The 21,865-nt window shown below is 69.6% G+C and carries 9 protein-coding genes and 1 tRNA gene; 3 read left to right on the top strand and 7 right to left on the bottom strand.

Annotated features, from left to right (window positions below):
• The first annotated feature begins 23 nt into the window (after positions 1-23).
• Positions 24-11,945 (top strand): tetratricopeptide repeat protein, encoded by an 11,922-nt coding sequence (locus tag IPL40_11290; protein ID MBK8481745.1) that lies wholly within the window; start codon positions 24-26, stop codon positions 11,943-11,945.
• A 13-nt stretch (positions 11,946-11,958) separates the two neighbouring features.
• Here IPL40_11290 and IPL40_11285 read toward each other — a convergent pair whose 3' ends face one another.
• The 4 genes from IPL40_11285 to IPL40_11270 all read right to left on the bottom strand — a co-directional run bounded on the left by IPL40_11285 (position 11,959) and on the right by IPL40_11270 (position 18,347).
• Positions 11,959-13,563: an FHA domain-containing protein gene (locus tag IPL40_11285; GenBank protein ID MBK8481744.1), complete on the bottom strand. Its 1,605-nt coding sequence runs from the start codon at positions 13,561-13,563 to the stop codon at positions 11,959-11,961.
• Between the two features lie 83 nt (positions 13,564-13,646).
• Positions 13,647-15,806: a HAMP domain-containing protein gene (locus IPL40_11280; GenBank protein ID MBK8481743.1), complete on the bottom strand. Its 2,160-nt coding sequence runs from the start codon at positions 15,804-15,806 to the stop codon at positions 13,647-13,649.
• 25 nt (positions 15,807-15,831) lie between these two features.
• On the bottom strand, positions 15,832-16,833 hold the full coding sequence (locus IPL40_11275; GenBank protein ID MBK8481742.1) for a hypothetical protein: 1,002 nt from the start codon (positions 16,831-16,833) through the stop codon (positions 15,832-15,834).
• Positions 16,830-18,347: a hypothetical protein gene (locus tag IPL40_11270; protein MBK8481741.1), complete on the bottom strand. Its 1,518-nt coding sequence runs from the start codon at positions 18,345-18,347 to the stop codon at positions 16,830-16,832. Before IPL40_11270 ends, IPL40_11275 begins: the two co-directional genes overlap by 4 nt.
• A gap of 203 nt (positions 18,348-18,550) precedes the next feature.
• On the opposite strand from IPL40_11270, the gene IPL40_11265 reads away from it, so the two are divergent.
• Positions 18,551-18,949: a hypothetical protein gene (locus tag IPL40_11265; GenBank protein ID MBK8481740.1), complete on the top strand. Its 399-nt coding sequence runs from the start codon at positions 18,551-18,553 to the stop codon at positions 18,947-18,949.
• 114 nt (positions 18,950-19,063) lie between these two features.
• Positions 19,064-19,147: transfer RNA gene (locus IPL40_11260), tRNA-Leu, on the top strand.
• Between the two features lie 27 nt (positions 19,148-19,174).
• Here IPL40_11260 and IPL40_11255 read toward each other — a convergent pair.
• From IPL40_11255 to IPL40_11245, 3 genes are all read right to left on the bottom strand, one after another.
• Positions 19,175-19,510 carry a BolA family transcriptional regulator gene (locus tag IPL40_11255; GenBank protein ID MBK8481739.1) on the bottom strand — a complete coding sequence of 112 codons (336 nt, stop codon included), beginning with the start codon at positions 19,508-19,510 and terminating at the stop codon, positions 19,175-19,177.
• A 75-nt stretch (positions 19,511-19,585) separates the two neighbouring features.
• A complete protein-coding gene (gene lysA / locus IPL40_11250) occupies positions 19,586-20,860 on the bottom strand; it encodes a diaminopimelate decarboxylase (GenBank protein MBK8481738.1) in 1,275 nt (424 codons plus the stop codon).
• Positions 20,861-20,961: 101 nt separating this feature from the next.
• Complete coding sequence (locus IPL40_11245; protein ID MBK8481737.1) at positions 20,962-21,741, bottom strand: Fic family protein; 780 nt, start codon at positions 21,739-21,741, stop codon at positions 20,962-20,964.
• Between the last annotated feature and the right edge of the window lie 124 nt (positions 21,742-21,865).

Raw genomic sequence — 21,865 nt, 5'->3', positions numbered from 1 at the left:
CATCCTCAGTCGCCAAGCGGGAGATGAACGGGAGAGTCATGAACGACATCAAGCGGCGCCTGCAGCGGTCGATGGATTGGTCGAGCCTGATCGATGAGCTCGAGTCAGAGGTGGAGCTGATCGAGGATCGCGAGGAGCAGTCGCGCCAACTCTACGCGCTGGGCCAGGCCTGCGAGGAACGCTTCCTACGCAAAGATCGCGCGATGGTCGCCTACCAGAAGGCGTTCAAGCTGCAGCCGCAGGACGTCCGTCCCTTGGGCCGCGCGCGGCAGATTTACCATGAGATGGGCAACCTGCGGATGGTCGCCAAGCTCTTCGAGTTCGAGCTCAAGGCCACCACTGAGCCGCAGGAGCGCGCGCGCCGCCTGACGGACCTCGCGCTGGTGGAGATCGACCTCGGGCAGGCCGACGCCGCGCGCGTGCGTCTGGCCGAGGCGCAGGCGCTCGACCCTCAGGTGGCCGGGCTCGACGAGGCGCTGCAGACGCTCGCCTTCGACGAGCGGAACTGGCAGCGCGAGGCCGATCGCCTGATCGATCGCGCGGACGAATCCAGCGATGTGCGCGAGGCGGCGGGCTTCCTCGTCCGTGCCGCCCGCATCTACGCGCTGCAGTCTCCGGGCGACTATATGACCGAGCGACTGCTGCAGAAGGCCATCGAACGCCACGTCGGTGACCCCGCGGCCAACGAGCTGCTGGAGCTCGCCTGGCAGCAGCAGGGCCGGCTCGAGGAGATCGCCGCGTTGCACGAGGCGCGGCTGGCGCAGGCTACCGGCAGCGCGCGGGAGCGCCTCTGTCGCCACTTCGCGTCGCTCTGGGCGATCCGCTACGCCGACCTGCCGATGGCGGCTTCGTTCTATGAGCGCGCGCTGCAGAGCTACTACGGCGGCGAAGGAGAGCCCTTTCATGGGCATCTCGCCGCCTTCGCCATCTTGCGCCAGGTCAAGGGGGCTGCTGGCCGGTGGTTCGAGCTGCTCGATTTGGCCGACGCCGGCATGAGCGCGCCGCTGCTCGAAGAGGACCAGATCGGCCTGGCTGCCGTCGCCGGTGAGATCGCCTGGAAGGAGCTGGACGACGTCGCGCGGGCCACGCCCTATTTCGAGTGGCTGGCACGTCTCGATGCCGAGCACCCGAGCCTCTTGGCCTTCGAGGCGGCGCTGGGCCGGCGTCTGGGCGACGACGAAACCCCAGCCGCTGCCCCGGAGCTCGCCACCGCTGCCCCGGAGCTCGCCACCGCGAAGCCGGAGCTCGCCACCGCGAAGCCGGAGCTCGCCACCGCCGCGCCGGAGCTCGCTGCCGCCAAGCCGGAGGTCGCTGCCGCCGCGCCGGAGGTCGCTGCCGCCGCGCCGGAGCTCGCTGCCGCCGAGCCGCGCGTGGCGCTTACGCCATCGCCCGCGCCGAGCGCTGCGCCTGTCCTGGGCGACGACCTCGTTCCGCCGCAGGTAGAGGTCGTGCCAGCGGAGGTGCCAGCGGAGGTGCCAGCGGAGCCGCCGGTGCCGGCCAGCAGGGCCGCGAGGGTGTCGCCCGCAGCTCAGCCGACGGCGGCGCTGCCCGAGGAGGCCGTGGACGAGGCGACCGCCCGCTTGTTCACCGAGGCGCAGGCAGCGGAGCAGGACTCGCTCGAGCGTGGCATCAGCGCGTGGCGCAAGGCCGCCGCGCAGGCGCGATCCGCGCGGACGCCGCGTCGCGCCTTGGCGCGCCTTTACCTGCAGGCCGAGCGCTGGAATCAGCTCGTCGAGGTGCTGAAGGAAGAGACCGAGATCGTCGAGGATCCGGCGCAGAAGCGGGCCCTGCTGCTGCAGGCCGCCGAGGTCTATCGCGATCGGCTCAAGCTCGACGCGATGGTCGTCAACGTGCTGTCGCAGGCGCTCAAGACTTACGAGCAGGGCGAGGGCGCGGCCGACAGCGCTGGGCAGCTGGAGCTCTTGGGGCTGCTGGTCGAGCAATACGAGCGCACCAAGCGCTGGAGCGACCTGATCGGCGCGCGGCGTCGGCAGGCCGAGCTGGTGGCCAGCGTGCAGGAGAAGGTGGAGATCTGGCGCCAGATCGCCGTGCTCTTCTTCGAGCGCTTCTCCAACCAGGCCGAGGCGATCAAGGCCTACGAGCAGGTGCTCGAGCTCGACCCGACGGACCGGCAGGCGCTGACCGAGCTGAAGCAGATGTACGAGCGTCGCCGCGACTGGGACAAGCTGATCACCGTCTGGCAGCGGGAGATCGACCTGCTCAGCGCCGACGAGGAGCGCGCGGAGGGCTACCTCGAGCTCGCCCGCCTCGCCGCGACCAAGCTCAAGCGACCGCAGATTTCCAGCGAGCTCTGGAGCCGCGTGCTGGACTTCGCCCCGGCCAATCTCGAGGCGCTGGAGCAGCTCGAAGCGCTCCACGAGCGCGCCAAGGAGTGGGAGCCGCTGGCAGCGGTCTGTCGCCGCCAGGTCGAGCACGCCGCCGATCCGGGGCGAAAGATCCAGCTGCTGCAGAAGCTCGCAGTGCTGCAGAGCGAGAAGCTCAACGATGACGGCGCAGCGATCGGCGCCTGGCGCGAGCTGCTCGAGCTTGATCCGGAGAACCGCCGCGGCCAGGACGCGCTGAAGAAGCTCTACCTCGCGGCGAAGGACTACGACAGCCTCGAGCAGTTCTATGCCGCGCAGAATAAGTGGGAAGAATTCATCCGCGTGCTCGAGCGGCAGGTCGAATCCGAGGGCGAGCTCGCGGAGCGCCTCGACCTGCACTTCAAGATCGCCGATCTCTGGCAGCGCCGGCTCGACAAGCCTGACCGCGCGATGCGTGCCTTCGAGAAGGTGCTGGCGCTCGACGAGAGCAACCTGCGGGCGGCCGAGGCGCTGATTCCCCTCTATGACGGCGGCCAGGACCAGGGGCGCTTCGCTCGTGCGCTCGAGATCCAGCTCTCCCACACGCCCAGCGGGACCCTGCGCCTGGAGCGACTGCAGGTCCTGGCGGCGCTCTACGAGGACCAGCTACGCGACGCCCGCAGCGCGTTCCGTTGCAGCATCGAGGCCCTCGGGCTCGATCCGCGCGCCCTCTGGGCTCGTGAGCGTGGCGAGCGCCTGGCGGCCCAGGTCGGCGCCTGGGCCGAGCTGGTCAGCGCCTATGAGGCGGCCCTCGAGGCGCTGGCCGATCCGGTCGACCAGCTACCACTCCTCCTCCCCACCGCGCGCATCTACGAGGTCGAGCTCGCCGACGTGCCCCAGGCGCTGCGCACCAACCAGCGGCTGCTGGCGATCGATCCCCAGCAGCCCGAGGCGTTGGAGGCGCTCGAGCGGCTCTACGGGCGGACCGCGCAGTGGCAGGAGCTGCTCGCTGTCCTCGAGCGCAAAATCGAGCTCGTGGTCGGTGACGAGCAGCGCCGCGAGGTGCATTTCCGCATGGCGCAGATCCACGAGCGGGAGCTCGAGGATCTGCCGCGCGCAGTCTCGGCCTATCAGACGATCCTGGCGCTCGGTGGGGATGACCTGCGCGCCTTGCGCGCCCTTGCCACGATTCACGAGCGGCAGGAGCGCTGGCCCGAGCTGGTGGAGACGCTGCTGCGTATGCTGCCCCTGCTGGACGCGAGCGAGCGCGAGCAGACCGTCGAGCTCAAGTACCGCCTCGGCCAGCTCTACGACGCTCGCCTCGACGACGCGGCGCAGGCGATCGAGGCCTATCGCGACGTCCTGGAGCTGCAGCGCGATCACGCCGGCGCGCGTGCCGCCCTCGAGCGCCATCTCGAACAGCCAGCCGACCAGCTCGCGGTGGCCGCGGTGCTCGAGCCGATCTACGCTGAGTTCGAGGAGTGGCATCGCCTCGTCGACCTGCTCGAGATCCGGCTCGCCCATCAATCGGACCCCGCCAGCAAGGTCGAGTTCCTGCTGCGCATTGGTGCCCTCTTGGTCGAGCGCATCGGCGATGGAGACCGGGCCTTCGAGGCCTACAGCCGCTGCTTCCGCGTCGATTCCGGCAACCCGACCGCGCGGGCCGAGCTCGAGCGATTGGCGGAGATTCAGGATCGTCTCGCCGACCTGGCGCGCCTCTACGAGCAGGCGACCAGCGAGACGCTCGACGCCCAGCTTCAGCACGCGTTCTTCCTGCGCTTGGCCGCAATCATGGAGGACCGGCTCGAGGAGCCGGCGCGCGCGATCGAGTTCTACCGCCAGGCGCAGGCACTCGAGCCCGACAACGTCGGGACGCTCGACGCGCTGGATAAGCTCCTCAGCCGCGCCGAGCGCTGGAGCGAGCTGCCAGGCGTCTACCGGCGCAAGGTCGACTTGCTCGCCGACGCCGGTGAGCGCCAGCTGCTGCTGGCGCGGATGGCCTACCTCTGGGAGGAGATGCTCGGCAACCTGCCCGAGGCCATCAGTTGTTACGATGAGATTCTCACGCTCGATGAGCGCAACGTCCCCGCGCTCAAGGCCCTCGAGCGGATGCACCAGATCAAGCAGTCCTGGCCCGAGCTGGGCGACAATCTGCAGCGCCAGCTGACGCTGGTCGGTGACGACCCAGAGGCCACCGACCTGCTGCTGCGGCTGGCGAGCCTGCGGGAGACCGAGCTCGGCGAGGTGGCGAGCGCGGTCGAGACCTACCGCGAGGTCCTGGAGCGCGACGGCCGCGAGCCCACCGCGGTCGCCGCCCTCGAGCGGCTGATCGTCGATCCGCGGCACGAGCTGCCCGTGGCGCAGATCCTCGAGCCGCACTACAAGTCGGTCAGCGACTGGCGCAAGCTCGCCGGTGTCTACGAGATCATGGTCAAGCACGCCCAGGAGTCGGCACGCCGCCTCGAGCTGCTGCACCAGATCGCGGAGCTGCATGAGGTCGCCGGCGAGGATCCGGCGGGGGCCTTCGCCGTCTTCGGCCGCGCGCTGCGCGAGGACCCGAGCGACGAGCTGACCCAGCAGCGCCTGGACCGGCTGGCGCGGCAGCTCGGGGCCTGGCAGGCCTTGGTCGAGCTCTACGCGAGCGTCGTGGAGGGGCTGCACGATGACGCCTTGGTCGTCGCGCTCGAGCTCAAGGCCGCCGAGGTCTACGAGCGCCAGCTCAACAACCTCGAGCAGGCCGCCGCCGCCTATCGCCGCGTGCTCGCGACGCACCCCGATCAGCTCGAGGCGATTGATGCCCTGGAGCAGCTCTACCGCCGCACGGAGGCCCACGAAGCGCTCGTCGCGCTGCTGCTGCAGAAGGCCGACGTCGTGCTCGACGGGGCCGAGCGCAAGCGCTTGCTCTATCGCGCGGCGCAGATCGAGGAGGACGTGCTCGAGCGGCCCGAGGAGGCGGTTCGGGTCTATCGCGGCGTGCTCGAGATCGACGCGGCGGAGTCGGGGGCGATCGACGCGCTGGAGCGGCTCTTCACCCGGCTGGAGCGCTGGGAGGACCTGCGCGACAACTATCAGCGCAAGCTCGAGCTGGCCGAGGAGTCGACCGCCAAGAAGGCTGCCCTGCACTGGCTCGGTGCGCTCTTCGAGCAGCGCCTCAGCGATCCTGACAGCGCGATCGAGACGCTGCAGGCGGTGCTCGACCTCGACGCCGAAGACGATGCGGCGCTGCGAGCCCTCGACCGGCTCTTCCAGCAGGGCGAGCGCTGGCAGGACCTGCTCCAGGTGCTCGAGCGCCAGGTCGAGCTGGCCGCCGGCTCGGCCGCTGGCATTGCGCTGCGCCATCGGATCGCGCGTCTCTGGGAGCGCGAGCTCGCTGATGTGCCGCGGGCGATCGAGACCCACCGCGAGGTGCTGGCGATCGACTCGCAGCACGAGCCAACGCTGGGCGCGCTCGAGGCGCTGCTGCGCGGCGGGCAAGAGCCGATTCTCGCCGCCCAGGTGCTTGAGCCCGTCTACGAGCGCGCCCTCGAATGGGCCAAGCTCGTCGAGGTCTACGAGGTCGTGGTGCGCCATAGCGATGACGCGCTGCGGCGGCAGGAGCTGCTGCACAAGATCGCCGGGCACCGCGAGTACAAGCTCGGTGACGCGCGCGGGGCCTTCAACGCGTTGGGCCGCGCCTTCCAGCAGGACAACAGCGACGAGCGCGCCATCGGCGGTCTCGAGCGGCTGGCGGCGGAGGTCGGCCTCTGGCGCGAGCTCGCCGCGCTCTACCAGGCGGAGCTCGGTGCCTTGGTCGACCCGACGCGACAGGCCGAGCTCGGCCTGCGCGTCGCGCGCGTCTTCGAGGAGGAGCTGAACGCGCCGGAGCAGGCGATCGTGCACTTCGCCGAGGTGCTGCGCGTCGATCCGGAGAACCGCCAGGCCGTGCTGGCCCTCGATCGGCTCTACCTGGCGAGCCAGCAGTACGCGCCGCTCGTCGCCGTGCTGCGTCGCGAGATCCAGCTGGCCGGGGGCGACGAGGAGGCCGTCGCGCTGCAGTTCCGCTTGGGGCAGCTCTATCAGCTCAACCTGGGCGACGTCAGCAGCGCGATCGAGTGTTATCGCGAGATCCTCACCGCCAACCCAGCCCATCCGCCCAGCCTGAGCGCGCTCGAGCTGCTGCTCGAGGACGGCCAGGCGCGGCTCGAGATCGCCGAGATCCTCGAGCCGCTCTATCGGCTGAGCGAGCAGTGGGTCAAGCACGTGCGGATCATGGAGGTGCAGCTCGAGCACGCCGATGATGCCGCCGACAAGGTGCAGATCGTTCAGCGGATCGCCGAGACCTACGAGCAGCGCATCGGTGACGCCGAGCAGGCGCTGCGCTGGTGGGGCATCGCGCTGCAGTTCGATCCGCGATCGGAGCTGGTCAACGAGGAGTTGGCGCGCCTCGCGCGCAGCCTCGACCAATGGGCGCTGGTCGCCGGCTACTACCGCGAGGTCCTGCCCCAGCTGCAGGGGGAGGAGCGCCAGCAAGCGCTCAAGGTGCTGGCGAAGATCTACGACGCAGAGCTCGGCGACGCCGCCGCCGCGGAGCAGGCGCACCTCGAGGTGCTGACGCTCGACGCCGAGGACGGCGATGCCCTGGCCGCCCTCGACCGGATCTACGAAGAGGCGGCCGCGTGGGGCGACCTGGCGGGCATCCTGCGGCGCCGCGTGGCCCTGACCGATTCCAGTGAGGCGCAGGTGCAGCTCCAGCTGCGCCTCGGCGAGACCTGCGTCAACGCGCTGCGCGACGACGACGCGGCGGTGACGGTGTACCGCCAGGTGCTCGAGAACGACTCGCGCAACGCGCGGGCGCTGGATGCGCTCGAGGGGATCTACTTCCGGCGCGAGCAGTGGCGCGAGCTCTACGAGACCTACGAGAAGCTGATCGACATCGCGCCGGGCGATGCGGGGTTGGCCGATGGCTACGCGCATATGGCGAAGCTCGCCAGCGACGCGCTCAATGACCCAGCGCAGGCGAAGGAGCTATGGAACCGGGTCCTCGACCTCCGCGGCGAGGATCCCGTGGCGCTCGAGGCCCTGGCGGCGCTCTACGAGCGCGCCGAGGACTGGCGTGATCTGGTCGAGGTCCTGCAGCGACAGGTCGCGGTGGCGGCCGGCGCCGCGGATGAGATCGGGCTCCAGCAACGCCTCGGTCGGATCTGGGGCGAGCGGCTAGGCCGCGAGCGCAACGCCCTCGAGTCGTGGCAGCGCGTGATCGCCCTCTCCCCCGAGAACGTGCCCGCGCTCTACGCGATCGCCGCGATCCACCGCGAGAGCCAGGCCTGGGAAGAGCTGGTGCCGACGCTGCACCGCCTGATCGAGGTCGGCCCGGCGCAGGGCATGCCCGACAGCGAGCTCGCTGCGCTCTACGCGCAGCTCGGCGACCTGCAGGGCCAACAGCTGCTCCGTCCAGAGCCGGCGATCGAGGCCTGGCGCCAGGTGCTGCGCCTGGCACCCTACGACCCCGCGGCGCTGACCGCGCTCGAGCAGCTCCTGACGCAGGAGGCGCGCTGGGAGGAATGCATCGAGGTGCTCGATCGACGCGTCGAGGCGCTCGAGGCGCCCGCCGAGAAGGTCGACGTGCTGCTGCAAGCCGCGAATCTCTGGCAGGACAAGCTCGGCAATCTCGAGGCCGGCGCCCGCGTCTACGAGCGCGTCCTCCAGCTGCTGCCGGGTCATGAGACGGCGTTTGCCGCCCTCGAGCAGCTCTACCGCGATGGGGAGCAGTGGGAGCCGCTGGTCGAGCTCTTGCTCGGACGCGTCGAGTACGTCACCGAGGTGCGTGAGAGCGTCGAGCTCCTGCACCGCGTCGCGCGGCTCTACGAGCGGCGCCTGCATCAGAACGACGCCGCCTTCATGGTGCTCCAGGCCGCCTTCAAGCGTGACTACGCCAACGACCAGACGGTCAAGGAGCTCGAGCGGCTGGCCTCGCTGACCAACCGCTGGAACGAGTTGTTGACCGAGTGCAACGCCATCGTCCAGACGGTCGGCGAGCCGCGGACGAAGGCCGACCTGCTCGTCAACATGGGGGTCTGGTACGGCGAGCTCGGCCACCTGGAATACGCGATTCCCGCGGTGCAGCAGGCGCTGCAGATCGATCCCGACAGCCGACGTGCGCTCGACGCCCTCGCCACCTTCCACCGCAAGGCCGGCCGCTGGGCGGAGCTGGTCGAGGTGCTGACGCGCAGCCAGGAGCTGACCGAGGAGCCGCAGCAGCGCGGGGTGCTCCTGGCGGCGATCGGTGAGACCTTCGAGTATCAGATCAACGATCCACGCCAGGCGATCCAGGCCTACCGCAAGGCGCTGAAGCTCGACGACAGCAACGAGGACGTGCTGAGCGCCCTCGATCGGCTCTACCGCGCGACCGAGCAGTGGGAGGGGTTGATCGCCGTGCTCGTTCGCCAGGCCGAGCTGGCCGACGACGCCGAGCGCGTGATCGAGCTCAAGGGGAAGATCGGCGCGCTCTACGACGGTCCCGTCAACGACCCCGCCCGCGCGATCGAGAGCTACAAGGACATCCTCGGGATGGAGCCGCATAACCCCGGCGCGTTGAAGGCGCTGGAGCGACTCTACGAGCGGACCGGCCAGACGGATCAGTACCTCGACGTGCTCGAGGCCCAGCTCGACGTGGTCAGCGCTGATGACGAGCGGGTGGCGCTCTACCAGCGGATGGCTGGCGTCTGGGAGGAGCGCTTCAACAAGCCCGAGCGCGCCGCCGAATGCCTGGAGAAGGTGCTCACCCTCGACGACCGCCACCTCGCCAGCTACCAGGCCCTCGAGCGGCTCTACAGCCGCAGCGGACGCTGGGAAGACCTGGTCGAGGCCTACCGCCGGCACATCAACGCGGTGGCCAACCCGGCCGCGCGGATCGCCCTCTATCTGGCGATGGGCGAGAGCTACGAGCGCTCGCTGCAGGACCCCGACCGCGCGATCGAGGCCTATAGCGCCATCCTCTCCTTCGACCCGGAGCAGCTGGAGGCCCTCGCCGCGTTGGCCCGACTCTACGAGCAGATCGAGGCTTGGGACCGCGCCGTCGATGTGATGAACCAGCTGGTCGAGCTGCTGACGGAGGTGCCGCCGCGGGTCGACGTGCTCTACCGCCTGGGGCGTGTCTACGAGCAGGAGCTGAGCGACGCGCTCTCGGCCGAGGAGCGCTATGTAGCGGCGCTCGAGCTCGATCCGAGCCACCTAGCCGCGCTGATGGCGCTGGTTTCGCTCTATAAGCACCGCGGCGATTGGGCCAAGGCCGGCCAGCTGATGCAGCGTGCGGTCGAGCAGTCGACCAACGCCCTCGAGCAGTCACGGCTGCTCTACGAAGCCGGCGTCGCCTACCTCGAAGAGCTCGGCGACGAGGCGACGGCGACCGAGCTCTTCGCGCGCACGTTGAGGATCGACCCAGACCACGTGCAAGCGGGCGAGCCGCTCGCCGAGATCCTCTACCGCAACGCCGCCTGGGAGCCGCTCGAGCCGGTGCTCGAGATGCTCCTGCGCAAGGCCGACCGCCGCAACAACCGACGCCTGCACGAGCTGCACTACCGCCTGGCGCGCACGGCCGACGAGCTGCAGAACCGCGACAAGGCGCTGAAGAACTATCGGGCCGCCTTCGACCTCGACTCGACCGACCTGCCGACGCTGCGCGGATTGGCGCAGCTCCAGTACCAGCTCGAGGATTGGGACCGCGCCTTCAAGACCTATCAAACGCTGCTAGTTCATCTCCGCGACACGCAGCAGCCGCACGAGACCGTCGAGGTCTTCAGCCGCCTCGGTCAGATCAAGCTCCGCCTCGGTGAGCGACGCAAGGCGCTCAACATGTTCGAGAAGGCGTTGGAGCTCGATGCCCATCATCGCCCCGCGCTCGAAGCGGTGATCGAGATCCAGACGGCGCAGAGCGACTGGGAGGCGGTGATCAGCGCCAAGCGAGCCCTGATCGATGGCGCCGATAACGAGCGGCACTACGCGCTGCTGAGCGAGATCGCCGAGCTCTATCAGGACAAGCTGAAGAACGTGGAGAAGTCGGTCGCCGCGCTGCGCGAGGCGCTGGCGGTCAATCCCGACGCCTTCCCCGTGCTCCACCGCTTGGTCGAGCTCTACTCAGAGACGAAGCAGTGGAAGCGAGCGGTCGAGATCATCCTCAAGCTCGCCGAGCTCGAGAGCTCCGTGCGGCTGCGCGCGCGCTACTTCTACACGGCCGCCGTAATCAGCCGCGACGAGATCCGCTCGCTCGACGACGCGCTCGACCTCTTCGACCAATCCCTCGACGCGACCTTCAGCGAGGTCGGGCCGACGACCGAGCTGGCCGCGGAGCAGTTCAAGGCCTTCGAGGCCCTGGACCGCATCTGCACGCAGAAGAAGGACTGGAAGGCGCAGGAGCGCTACTACCGCAAGATGATCGCCCGGCTGCCGCAGCAGGGACAGAACGAGTGGAAGGTGCGCCTCTGGCACGCGCTGGGCGAAATCTACCGCACGCGGCAGCGCAGCTTCCCCGAGGCGATCGCCGCCTTCGAGGTCGCCACGCGGCTCGAGCCGCAGTCGATGCAGCGGCATGAGATCCTGGCTGAGCTCTACCTGATGGCGGGACCGGAGAGCTACTACAAGGCGCTCGGCGAGCATCAGGTGCTGCTGCAGGCCGCGCCCTTCAAGGTCGAGTCCTATCAGGCGATGCGCAAGATCTACATGGACCTGCGCGAGTACGATCGGGCCTGGTGCCTCTGCGCCACGCTCGCCTTCCTCAAGAAGGCCGACGAGGAGGAGCAGCGCTTCTTCGAGCAGTACCGCCCGCGGGGCTTCGTGCGCGCCACGGCGCGGATGACGGATGAGCTCTGGCGCAAGAACATCTTCCATCCCGACGAGGATCGCTTCGTCGCCACCATCCTCGCGCTGGTCGCTCCGGTGGTCGGGCCGCTCTTGGCGCGGCCCCACAAGCAGTTCGGTCTCAAGCGCAAGGAGCGCCGCGATTTGGCGACCGACCAGCTGACCTTCTCCAAGGTCTTCAACTACGTGACCTCGCTCTTGAACGTGTCGCAGCCAGAGCTCTACCTGCAGCCCGATCGCCCGCTCGGCCTGCAGCTCGTACACACCGAGCAGACGCCCTCCTTCGTGGTCGGCGCCGACCTGCTGCAGGGACGGACGGAGAAGGAACTGGCCTTCGCCATCGGCGAGGGGCTCTTCTTCCTGCGGCCGGAGCACTTCCTCGCCGGGGTGCTCTCGACGCCGGCGCGCCTGCGCATCGTCTTCCTCGCCGCGCTGCGCCTCTGTAGTCCCCAGCTCCCGGTGCCTGCGGCCGAGCAGACGGAGGTCGAGAAGCTGGTCAAGGAGCTGGGCAAGCGGATGCATCCGGCGCAGCTCGAACAGCTCGCCCAGGTCGTGCAGCGCTTCCTCGAGCGGCGCGCGGAGGTCGATCTGGCGAAGTGGCTGGCGGCGGTCAAGCTCAGCGCCGACCGCGTCGGGCTCGTGCTCTGCAACGACCTCGAGGTGGCCGCCAAGCTGATCAGCGCGGAGGCCAGCTCGGCGCTCAATCTCTCGCCCAAGGAGCGGGTCAAGGAGCTGATGCTCTACAGCGTCTCCGACGAGTACATGGCCCTGCGCAAGGAGCTGGGCCTGGTGATCAGCACGGAGGGCTAGCAGCCTTCCGCCGCTAATAACCGGGACGGGATCCCTTGGCGAGGCCACGGACGCGGTAGACGTTGAGCTCTTCGGCTCTGCCCCTGACGCGCATCCGCGTCGGCGGCTCGAGCTGGAGCGCCGGTCCTGCCTCGCGACAGGTCGCCTCGCTGATCAGGATCTCGCCACCCTTGGCCAGCGAGCAGAGGCGGGAGGCGGTGTTCACCGCGTCGCCAATCACCGTGTACTGCAGGGTCTTGGACGAACCGATCGCGCCGTAGACGCAGGCGCCGCTGTTGATCCCGATGCCGATCTGAATCGGCGGCTGGTTCTCGGCGCGGCGCGTCTCGTTGAACTCCTCGAGCGCATGCATCATCTCGAGCGCGCAGTGCACGGCGTCGAGCGCGGCGCTGGGCTGCGCGATCGGCACGCCGAAGACCGCCATGATCTCGTCGCCGACGTACTTATCCAGCGTGCCGTTGCAGCGGAAGAGGACCTCCACCATCACCTCAAAGTAGTCGTTGAGCACCGAGACGATGTCGCGGGCGTCCGCGTCCTCGGTCATGCCGGTGAAGCCACGGATATCGGCGAAGAGGGCGGTGACCTGGCGCATCTCGCCGACGCCGTCGAGCTTCAGCTTGCCCTCGACGAGCTGTTGGACCATCGCCGGGGAGAAGAAGCGTTGAAACTGCGCGCGGGTGCGCGCCTCCCACTCAATCTTCGAGACCAGGCGCGCGTTCTGGATCGAGACCGCGGCCTGCGCGGCGATGCTGCTGAAGACCTGCAGATCCTTCTCGCTGAAGGCGTTGGTCGCGATCTGGGAGTCGAGGTGCATGATCCCGAGCAGCTCGCTGGCGTGCAGCAGGGGCACGCTCATCGTCGAGCGAATCCCCTGCATGATCACGCTATGCGCCCCAGAGAAGCGACTGTCGACGCTGGCGTCCGACGAGAGCACGGCCTGGCGGCGCTCGATCACCTCCTTGATGATGCTGTTGGAGATGACGATCTCTTCGGCCGGCGCACCGGTGCGCTGCCGGGCGACGCGCGGCAGCAGCTGACCCTCGTTGTTGAGCAGGAGGATCACGCCGCGGTCGGCGCGTAGCATCTGGAACGCGTTGTCGAGGATCTTGTGCAGCAGGCGGTCAAGGTCGAGCTCGTTGCCGACGGCGCGACTCAGCTCGTAGGCGATGCGCAAGCGCTCGTAGTCGAGGCGGAGCTGCTGCTGATCCGTGATCTGTCGCTCGGGCGCGAAATTGGCGTCGGGCCGCGCCGCGATGCGCTGTTGAATATGGCTCAGCGCCATCGCCGGGGCGATCGTGACCTTCTGCAGCGGGACCTTTTCATCGCCCGGGTCGGCCAGCTCGCGAAAGACGAGCTGCGTCGAGCCTACCGTGATCTCGTCGCCGTCTCGCAGCGTGTGCTGATCGACGCGTTGGCCGCGGACGAAGGTGCCGTTGAGGCTGCCGAGGTCGCGAAGAAGGAAGCGTCCGTCGCGACCGCGCCGGACCTCGGCGTGTTCCTTCGAGATGATGCGGTCGAGGATCTGGATCGTGTTGTTCGGATGCCGCCCGAGGGTGTTCGTCTCGACAAGCTCGAACTCGCTTGGGTCGCTTGCGGACGTGAGAATAAGCTTGGCCATGCGCGCGACTCAAAATGCTAGGCGAAAGGCGCGAGGGCTGTAAAGCACGAAGGCAGGCGCTCGCCCCGGCGCGCGCTGGTCCCTCAGGCGACGCTCGCTTCGCCGGCCGCGCTGGCCGGCAGCAGGAGCGAAAAAGTGCTGCCTTTTCCTGGTGCGCTGCTGACCACGAGCTGCGCTCCGAGCACGCCGGCCAGCTGGCGTGAAATCGCGAGGCCGAGGCCGCTGCCGGCATGCTCGCGCGTCGAGGAGCCGTCGACCTGGCGAAACTCGTCGAAGATCAGCTCGAGATCCTCGGCGCGGATGCCGATGCCAGTGTCCTCGACGAAGAGCCGGAGCTGCCCCCCGGCCTGGGCTTCGACGCCGACCGTGACGCTCCCCTCGGGGGTGAACTTGATCGCGTTTCCGAGCAGATTGACGAGGATCTGTCTTAGCTTGGCGGGGTCGGTCAGGATCGGTGGGAGCGCCGGCGGGAGGCTCGCCTGGGGTCGGTAGGGTCGGTCCTTGGCCAGCGGCGCCGTGGCGAGCAGGACCTCTTGCACGAGGCGGCAGACGTCGACGCTTTCGAGGTGCGGGGTCATGCGGCCCGCCCCCATGCGCGAGAGGGTCAGCACGTCCTCGATCAGGGCGAGGAGGTGGCCGGCGCTATCGATAATCCCCTGCAGGCTCTGCTGCTGCTCGTCGTTGACGTCGCCGTAGGCCCCGTCGGCCAGCAGCTCCGCATAGCCGAGGACGGCGTTGAGCGGTGTGCGCAGCTCGTGGGTCATGTTGGCGAGGAACTCGGTCTTGAGCCGGTTGACCTGCTGCAGCTGGTCGCGTTGCTCGAGCAGCTCGACGTTGCGCTGCTCGAGCTCGCGCGCGAGCTCCTCCGCCGCCCTGAAGGCACGCGCGTTCGCCACCGCGATCGCCAGCTGCGCGCTGGCATGGCGCACGAATTCGCGTCGTTCGGCATCCAGGGCATCGTTGCGCAGCAGCAGCACAATGCCCTCCGTGCGTTCGTGAAAGCGCAGCGCGCTGTAGCAGTGAAGCCAGCGGCCAGCCCGAGCGTCGGCGTTGGCGCTCGGGCTGGCGGCCGCCTCGGCGACGACGAGCTCGAGGCAGTCTGGCGCCGCGAGCAGGCGCTCAGCCAGGCCCGTGGGCAGGACGGTGGTCGCCGCGTCGCTGGCGCAGGCGCCGGCGCTGACCTCGAGGCGCGCGGCCTCGCCATCGTGGCAGAGGAAAATCGCGCCCCCGAGCGCCGCCGTGTCGCTGATCAGCGCGGCGAGCGCGGTATCGAGCAGGTGCCGCAGGCGCAGCGGCGCGTTGAGCAGGGCGGAGAAGTCGCGGCTGCGGCGCAGGGCGTCGGTGCGGCGCTGGACCTCGCTCTCGAGCGTGCGGTTGAGGTGCGCGAGCGACTGCATCGTGTGGTGCAGTCGCGCGGACATGCGGTTGAACGAAGCGGCCAGCAGGCCGAGCTCGTCGCGGCGCTGGACCCGGAGCTGTAGGCCGAGCTGGCCCTCGCGCAGCTCGTCGGCGCTCCGGGCGAGCGCCAGGATCGGCCGCGAGATGCGAGCCGAGAGCAGCAGCGCGATCAGGATGCCGCTGCCGAGCACGAAGAGGGCCACCCGCGCGCCAGCGACGAGGACCGCGCGCAACCGCGCCTCGGCCGGCCGGCGCGAGAGGCCGAGCTGTGCCACCCCGAGCATCGTTGGGCGCGCGCGTCCACCGTCGCCAAAGAGGCCATACTCGGCGTCATCGGCCACGCTGACGACCGGCGCGAAGAAGTCGATGTGCTGACGGGCAGCACGCTGGAGCGGTGGTCCGTTGAGCTGTCGGGCGAGCTGGGCCAGCAGCCCCTGGCCTGGCGGCGCGACCGCGCCCGAGGCGGTCGGCTTGCTGAGACGGGCGAGGGGCACGCCTCGCCGATCGTAGATCACGACGAAGCTGACATCCGGCTCGGCGAAGGTCGGGCGCGCGGCGGCATGGAGCAGCGCGAGGTCGCCGCTGTAGGCGCCGAGCTCGCTCCGGCCGGCCAGGTTCGCGACGAGGCTGCGCCCGCGCGTCGCCTGCTCGGCGCGGATGAAGCCCAGCTGCTGCGAGTAGTAGACGTAGCCCGTGATCGCCGAGGTCCCCGCCGAGAGCGCGATCAGCCAGAGCAGCACGCGCGTGCGGTAGCGGTCCCAGAGACGAATTCTGCCCGCCGGCCCCAGGGCGCGCACCAGCGTGCTGACCGTTGCGGCGCCATCGTCCTGCGACTCGCGTTTCACGGCTGAACCCCCGACTGCGACATGCCTAGGGTGTGATGATTTCAGCGCGCGCGGCCCAGGCCGAGAGGTCGATCCCCAGGTGCGCCGCGGTCAGCGCATTGATCGCGAGGCGGGGCTCGCCAGCACTAGAGCCTCGTGACGAGGCGCCGGCGCTGCCCAGCCGCGCGCGTGCCTCCCTCGACGGCGGGTGCGCAGCCAAGAGGGCGCGCGCCTCTTCGGCGGCCGCGTCCGCGAGCTGTTCCGGGCTGTGTGCGAGCGCGAAGAGCGCCCCTGCGCGCACCTGCTGACGCGTGACCCCCACCAAGGGAATGCGCCGGTGGAGCTGCAGCGCGACCGCGTAGCGCACCAAGGGGCCCGTCAGGCTGTCAGAGCCTGGCAGCAGCCAGATGGCGTCGAGGTGGGCCGCTTCGCGACGCAGCAGCCGCACGGCCTCACCGCCGGAGCGGCTGGACATGCGCAGGATCTGCAGTTGCCTCCGCCGGACCTCGCGCGCCAGGGCCCGCTCGAAGGCTGCGGGCCTCGGCCGCTCTCCACACACCAAGCCGATCCTGCGCGCCTCTGGCCGCAGCGCGGCGAGGGTGGCGAGCACCGCTCGGGGGCCGATCGGCGCGGCGACGGACTCCCCTGCGGGCAGTGCCCCGTCGCTGACGTAGACGGCGAGCAGGGGACCGACGCCGGACCGGCCGACCGAGCGATAGGCTGTCGCGCCGACGGCGACGACCAGCACTGGTCGTGTCGCCTTGAGGTAGGCGACCAGCGCTCTGCTGGTCTCGGGCCGTACCGCCAAGACCCGCGTCTCCGCGCGAAGACGGCTGCGGAACGCCGCGATGAACTGCTCGTATTCGGCGAAGCCCTCGCGCCGGATCAGGGTGACGAAGGGTTCCGCCCTGCTCTGCGCGAGGTCCGCGGCGCCGGCCTCGTAGGCGACGACCAGCGCCAGCAGCGCTGCGCCGTAGGCGGCCCCTCGGCTGAGGCCGGAGAGCCTGTGGCGGCGCGCAAGGGCGGGGTCGGCGGCGCGCCCAATCACGGTTCGTCAGGGTCGCTGGCGCTGCCGGAGCTTGTCGGGCTGGCGCGCCCACTCTGGCCCGTCTGCTTCTTGACCCCTTGGATCGTGAGACCTTGCGATCGCATCGGAGCGCCGCTGCTGTAGGGATCGGAGGGCGTCACCTCGACATAGATCGACTGGCCCAGCTGGAAGCGATCGTCGCTCAGGCGCACGGTGCTCGCGCCAGGCACGAGCGCGCCATCGACGAACCAGCGAATACTGAAGGTGACCCGATCCTCCTCGGCGTCGCGAGCCTCGGGACGCGCCAGCACGCCGGCCGGCGTCTCCTGGACCGTGACGTAGACCATCTGCGGCGGTTGATTGGCGGTCGGCGCCGCCGCGGGTTGAGGCTTCGGGCGCCGCGCGAGGATCCCCACCAGGACGAGCCCCACGAGCATCGCGAGCGCCAGCCACAGGCCACGCCCCTTCGCGGGCGGCGCGGCGAGCGGGCGACGCGCGGCTGTCACCGCGCGCCGGCGCTCGCGCGTGGGGGCCTCGGCGCTGGCGACCGCCTTCGCGCCGGGTCGCGTGCCACCACCTTCGCTGCGCTGCTGCGCCCGGCGCTCCGCGGCCAGCGTGAGCTGGCTCTTCTGGGCGCGAAGACCGCCGGCCGCGGTGAGTGCCGCGGATCCGGCGCCCGTGCTCGCCGCCTCGGGTCGGGCAGGTGGCCGCGAGGCTGGCCGCTCGCCGGCTGCCGTGGTCGGGGCGGTCGGCTCGTCCTTGCCCAGCGGTACCCGCGGCACGCTCTCCGCCGTGCGAAGCGCGGCGCGCAGGCGCTGCAGCTTCTCGAAGAGGGCCGTCTTGCCCTCGCTGAGCGCGCGCATTCGCGTCAGGTCCTTGGCGCGCAGCGCGTCGTTGACGCCCTTCTGTGCCAGGTCGAGCACACCGTCGATCATCACCACGACGCGGTGCGATTGCTCCATCAGCCGCACGCGACGCGGCACGGGCAGGGCGGCAGCGTCCTCGTGGGCGTTCACTAGCGCGTCGAGGTAGGTGTCGTAGCGGGCGTTGTACGCCAGGAGATCCTCGTCCGGCTCCATCTCCGGGGGATCCGGCAACCACGAAGCCTCGAGGCTCGACCCGGGCAAGGTCGCGACCGCCGCCACCACCGCGGGGGCGGCCGCCGCTACCGCGCGACTGCCAGCGAAGCCGCTCTGCGCCAGCCCCTGGCAGTGCCGCAGCAGCGCGGCGAGGACCTGATCCGCGCCGCCCGTGATGACCTCGTCGGCGTAATGCGTCTCCAGCGGCGCCTGGCCGCGCAGCAGGAGCGGGACGGTGGCGGTGGTCGGGTCAGCACGCAGTCGGCGGCAAAGTGCCTCACCGCCGCCGGCGATGGTGCTTTCGACGACAACTGCGTTCGCATCGGCCGCGCGGTCGAGGGTCTCACCGACGGCCTCGCAGAAGATGACGCGGGCCTCGGCTCCGACCAGGCGCTCGTTCAGCTCGAGATAAAGGCGCTCGTCTCCCGCGATGAGGATCGTCGTGACGCCGCGCATGGCGCTGATGGTATCGTCTGGAAAAGCGAAGTCAAATTGTTGCAGATCGACTCCCAAGGGCGCGACAATCGCGGCCCGCGGGAAGGCGGGCGGCGGGGGCTCGAGGGAGGCGCCGGCAGGGCGGGGCGACGCAGGGGCGGGATGGCGGCTCGCGGCGGGCCCTGGGGCCGGGACCGCGCGGCCAGGATGTCGGAGGATCAAGGATGGCGCGCAACGAGTCGGGTGGCGGGTTCAACTTCGTTTCGTTCGCGCTGCTCTTGGCGCTGGCCGGCGGCGTCTATGGGGCAGTGAAGTTTGGCCCGCCGCACTGGCGCAAGTGGCAGGCCAAAGAGGTCCTCGACGATACGGTGTCGCGCTTCCTCGGCAACCGCGCGCCTTCGGCCGAGGTCGATATTCAGCTCGCCGCAGAGCTGCGTGAAGGTGCTATCACGCGCCTGCGGGCGCTCGGCATCGTGGATCCCGGGCTCGATGTCACGATCGAGCGGCAGGGCCTGGGCGCTAAGGTGGCGGCCAGCTACCAGGAGGTGGTGCGCCACCCCTTCGTCAACAAAATCAGCGTGCTGATCTTCCGCCCCACGGTCGTGCGCGAGCGCAAACCCTAGGCGGCAGCGGTGGTGGCTCGGGGCTACCCCTGCGCCGAGTGCCCCGCCTTTGCTGCCCCGTCTTCGGTCTTGACAGCGCTGGCCCCGGGGCGCTATCCACCAGGTCCCGTTCGAGCGAAAGTGGCGGAACTGGCAGACGCGCTGGATTCAGGTTCCAGTGGCCGCAAGGCTGTGGGGGTTCGACTCCCCCCTTTCGCACCCTGCACTGGCTTCACTGCACTGGCTTCACTGCACTGGCTTCGCGCGCGCGTCGCCGCTCGTGCAGGGCGGTGGCTCGTGCCGGCGGCCCTCGGGGCTGGTCGTCTCCCACTCCTCCGGCGTCAGCGTCTTCATCGTCCACGCATGGACCGCACCCTGGAGCTCCTCGCCGAGCGCGGCGTAGACCCTTCGGTGGCGCTCCACCAGGGCTTGCCCACGAAAGAGCGAGGAAACGATCACCGCGCTGAAGTGCGTCTCCGCGCCCGCGGGTGCGCGGTGATTGGGGCTTTCGTTGGTCACCCAGAGCTGAGTCGTTTGCAACGCTGCCTTCAGCTTATCCTCGATTGCGCCTTGACGTGTCATCAGTGTCTTCCTCGTCGCTGGTGTAAAGGGTGACCGGCTCCACTCAGGTCCGCTGCCGGCGCGGACGACCGCCGCTCAGCGCAGCCAAGGTGGCAGCCGCTCGCCGCGGATCAGGTCCTCGATCGTCTCGCGCTCGCGCACCACGGCCCAGCGGTCGCCGTCGACCATCACCTCTGCCGGGCGCGGGCGCGAATTGTAGTTCGACGCCATGCTGAAGCCATAGGCGCCAGCCGACATGATGGACAGCAGCGCGCCCGGATCGAGCGCCGGGAGCTCGCGATCCTTGGCCAGGAAGTCGCCACTCTCGCAGATCGGCCCGACGACGTCGATCGGCCCGCGGGTCCGACCCTGACCGTCGGCGAGCGCCGCGAGCTTGATCTCGTGAAACGCGCCGTAGAGGGAAGGCCGTAGCAGGTCGTTCATCGCGGCGTCGACGATCAGGAAGCGCTTATGCCCGCCATCCTTGAAGTAGACGACGCGCGTCAGCAGGACACCGGCGTTGCCGACGATCACGCGGCCCGGCTCGCAGATCACCGTCAGCTCGGGGTCCGCCAGGCGCCGCATCAGCGTGCGCACCGCCGTGCCGTACTCGTCTGGGGTCGGCGGTGACTCGTCCGCGTAGCGAATGCCCAGGCCGCCCCCGATGTCGAGGTAGCGCAGGCGCAAGCCGCCCCCGCGCAGCGCTTCGACGAGCTCGACCAGGGCGTCGAGCGAGTCGACCAGCGGCTGGACCGTGGTGAGCTGCGAGCCGATGTGGCAATCGACGCCGCAGACGTCGAGGTGGGGCATCGACCGCGCGCGTTCGTAGACGCGGCGGGCCTCACCGATCGCGATCCCGAACTTGCTCTCTCTCAGGCCCGTGGCGATGTAGGGGTGGGTCCGAGGATCGACGTCAGGGTTGACGCGTAGCGCCACCGGGGCGCGGCGGCCCAGCGCGGCAGCGACGCCCTCGATCAGCTCGAGCTCTCCCTCGCTCTCGACATTCAGCAGCAGGATCTCGGCCGAGAGCGCCTGAGTCACCTCGTCGGCCTGCTTGCCGACACCCGAGAAGACGATCTTGCGCGGCGGGATGCCGGCGCGGAGCGCCCGCTCCAACTCGCCGCCGCTGACGATGTCGACGCCGGCACCGAGGCGCCCCAGCGTAGTGAGCACGGCGCCGTTGCTGTTGGCCTTCGTGCTGAAGCAGATCAGCCGCTGCAGGCCGGCCAGGGCCTCGTCGAAGACGCGGTAGTGGCGGCAAATGGTCGCATGGCTATAGACATAGCAGGGGGTGCCGACAGCCGCGGCGATCACCCGCAGGGGCACGCCCTCGCAATACAGCTCACCAGCCTGGTACTCGAAGCGGTGCATCAAGGCCCATCAGGGCCGCTCGAGAGGAGCAGCGCGCCCCTGCGCATCGCCTGGCTCCCGGCGCGGCTCGAACGTCGTGGTGGTCGGCCCCCCACCGCGCGCTAGGAGGCGGCGCGCACCTGTGGATCGTCGAAGAGCTTCTGCGACGACTCGAGCGTGCGCGTCAGGCTCTCGGCCACCAGCTCCGTCAGTGCGGCTGTCGGTTGGCGCAAGACCTCATAGTAGCGGTGTCGCTCGACGGCATGGATGATCGCCGGCGGCAGCCCGTCGCGCAGCAGCAGCGCATTCATCAGCAGGCGCGAGACGCGGCCCGAATGGCGCGGCCACGGGTAGATCGCGATCAGCTTGTGATGGGCGGTCGCCGCACGGCGAATGGGATGCAGCTTGCGCGCCTCGGCCGAGGCCAGCCACTGCGAGAGCTTGCGCATCAGATAGGCGATCTTCTCCGGCGGGGCGATCTCGTGGAAGTACTGCCGATGGAGCGGATTGTCCTTGCGGTACTGCAACGCCGGGCTGCTCGCCCCGCGCGACGTTTTGGGCGTACCAGGCTCCGTGCAGAGGATCTGGTGCAGGCGCTTGATGAACTCGAGCGTCAGGGGAGGCTTGCGGCGCAGCGCCGCCGTGCGAAGAAAGCCGATCGCGGTCTTGAGGTTGCGCAGGTCGTCGTACTGCGGAATCAGCGACGAGTCGCTGATGATGGCGTCATCGAGCGCCGAGTTGAGCTCGTGATAGGAGAGGACCACGCCCTCGAGCGCGTTGTCGTGATAGACCCAAGAGGAGTCGAGCCGCTGAAGGAGCGGCAGCGCCGCGGCCTCATTCGTGGCCAAGCGCGCCTGTAGCGCCTCGTTCAGCTCATCGATTCTAAGATAGAGCCGCTCCATCCACCTTCCCTTGGTCGCTTCCCTTGGTCGCTTCCCTTGGTCGCGCTGCTTGGTCGCTTCCCTTGGTCGCTTCCCTTGGTCGCGCTGCTTGGTCGTGCCTTCGACCGCCTGCGACGCCGGCCGA

This window comes from Pseudomonadota bacterium (assembly GCA_016711215.1).
Classification (GTDB): domain Bacteria; phylum Myxococcota_A; class Polyangia.
Note: the sequence above shows the minus strand (reverse complement) of the source record. Positions and strands in the feature narration are given on the sequence as shown.

Excerpts from the sequence above, each read along its gene's own strand:
- IPL40_11290 (MBK8481745.1), top strand. The coding sequence starts at position 24 with ATGAACGGGAGAGTCATGAACGACATCAAGCGGCGCCTGCAGCGGTCG.
- IPL40_11285 (MBK8481744.1), bottom strand. The coding sequence starts at position 13,563 with ATGGCCAAGCTTATTCTCACGTCCGCAAGCGACCCAAGCGAGTTCGAG.
- IPL40_11270 (MBK8481741.1), bottom strand. The coding sequence starts at position 18,347 with ATGCGCGGCGTCACGACGATCCTCATCGCGGGAGACGAGCGCCTTTAT.
- IPL40_11265 (MBK8481740.1), top strand. The coding sequence starts at position 18,551 with ATGGCGCGCAACGAGTCGGGTGGCGGGTTCAACTTCGTTTCGTTCGCG.
- IPL40_11255 (MBK8481739.1), bottom strand. The coding sequence starts at position 19,510 with ATGACACGTCAAGGCGCAATCGAGGATAAGCTGAAGGCAGCGTTGCAA.
- lysA (MBK8481738.1), bottom strand. The coding sequence starts at position 20,860 with ATGCACCGCTTCGAGTACCAGGCTGGTGAGCTGTATTGCGAGGGCGTG.
- IPL40_11245 (MBK8481737.1), bottom strand. The coding sequence starts at position 21,741 with ATGGAGCGGCTCTATCTTAGAATCGATGAGCTGAACGAGGCGCTACAG.